The sequence below is a fragment of the Nostocoides sp. genome, from assembly GCF_035343835.1.
In the GTDB taxonomy this organism is placed as follows: domain Bacteria; phylum Actinomycetota; class Actinomycetes; order Actinomycetales; family Dermatophilaceae; genus Nostocoides_A; species Nostocoides_A vanveenii.
On sequence record NZ_DAOQZV010000391.1, the window covers coordinates 1 to 1,681 of the forward strand.

A 1,681-nucleotide genomic window follows, 5' to 3' on the forward strand; every position below is an offset into this window, starting at 1 on the left:
GATGCCGACCAGCTCGACGGGCGCGCCGACGCGGGCGCGCAGGTCGGCGGCATTCGTCACGAGCATGCGCGCGACGGCGGAGCCGACGACGCCGCAGCCGAGCAGGGCGACGCGGATGGGCTTGGCGGGTTCGTCAGTCATCGGGCACTCATCCCACATCCAGGGCTAGCAGGTCGTCGATGGTCTCGCGCCGCACCAGCACCCGGGCCTGGCCGTCGCGGACGGCGATCACGGGTGGGCGGGGCGTGTGGTTGTACTGATTGGACATGCTGCGGCAGTAGGCGCCGGTCCCCGGGACGACGAGCAGATCGCCGATGGCGAGGTCGTCGGGGAGGTATTCGTCCAGGACGACGATGTCGCCGCTCTCGCAGTGGCGGCCGACGACGCGCGCCAGGCGCGGGGCCGCGTCGGAGGACCGGGACCCGAGGGTGACCGAATAGTCGGCTTCGTAGAGGGCCGGGCGGATGTTGTCGCTCATCCCGCCGTCGACGGAGACATACCGGCGCGCAAAGCCTTCGCCCAGGCCGACATCCTTGATCGTGCCGACTTCGTAGAGGGTCACGCCGGCCGGGCCGGCGATGGCGCGCCCGGGCTCGATGGAGACGCGCGGGGTGGCAGTCCCATCACCGGTGCCGATGGCCTTGAACTCGCGCTCGACGATGTCGGCGAGTTGTTCGGCGAGCTGCCCGGGGGCGAGAGGTGTGTGCTGCGAGGTATAGGCGATCCCGTAGCCGCCGCCGAGGTCGATCTCGGGCAGGTCCGCGCCCGTGGCGTTGACGACATCGGCGTGCAATTGCACGAGGCGGCGAGCGGCCAGTTCGAAGCCGGTGGTGTCGAAGATCTGGCTGCCGATGTGGGAGTGAAAACCCTTGAGCGACATGGTGTCCGGGTGCGCAACGACGCGATCCGCTGCTTCGCGGGCCACGCCGTCGGCGAGGCTGAAACCGAACTTCTGGTCCTCGTGACCGGTGGCGATGAACTCGTGCGTGTGCGCCTCGACGCCGACCGTCACCCGGATCATCACCGGCGCGACGACCCCGAGCTCGCGGGCGATGGTGTCGACGCGGACGATCTCGTCGAAGGAATCCAGAACGATCCTGCCGACGCCGTATTCGAGAGCACGGCGAATCTCGGAACTGGATTTGTTGTTGCCGTGCAAGGCGATTCGCTTACCGGGGAAGCCGGCACGGATCGCGACCGCGAGTTCGCCACCGGTGCAGACGTCGAGATTGAGACCCTCCTCGGCAACCCAGCGGGCGACCTCGGTGCACAGGAAGGCCTTGCCGGCGTAATACACATCGGCGCCACCGGTGAAGCTGTCGGCGAAGGCGTCGCGGAAGGCGCGGGCCCGGGCGCGGAAATCGGTCTCATCCAGCACATAGGCGGCCGTGCCGAACTCGCTTGCGAGAGAGACCACGTCGACGCCGCCGATGACAAGTCGGCCGACGGCGTCACGGCATACGGTCTCGGGCCACAGCTGCGGCAGCAGCTCCATGACATCGCGCGGATAGGGCAGCCAGATGGGCGGCCCGCCATAGCCTTCGGCGTGGAGGGCACCGGCCTCGTGTGCGCGCATCGGCTACATCCTCTCGGGGGCCGAAACACCAAGCAGCCCAAGGCCATTCGCGAGCACAACCCGGGTGGCGTCATTGAGCCAGAGGCGGGTGCGGTGCAGGTCGGT

The 1,681-nt window shown here is 68.7% G+C and carries 2 protein-coding genes; both read right to left on the reverse strand.

Going from position 1 to position 1,681, the window contains the following annotated elements:
* Nucleotides 1-148 precede the first annotated feature (148 nt).
* Nucleotides 149-1,576, reverse strand: a complete 1,428-nt coding sequence (lysA, locus tag PKH97_RS16450; protein ID WP_324388685.1) for a diaminopimelate decarboxylase — start codon at nt 1,574-1,576, stop codon at nt 149-151.
* A 3-nt stretch (nt 1,577-1,579) separates the two neighbouring features.
* The coding region (locus tag PKH97_RS16455; protein WP_324388686.1) for a DALR anticodon-binding domain-containing protein at nt 1,580-1,681 on the reverse strand (102 nt) is incomplete at its 5' end.

Excerpts from the sequence above, each read along its gene's own strand:
- lysA (WP_324388685.1), bottom strand. The coding sequence starts at position 1,576 with ATGCGCGCACACGAGGCCGGTGCCCTCCACGCCGAAGGCTATGGCGGG.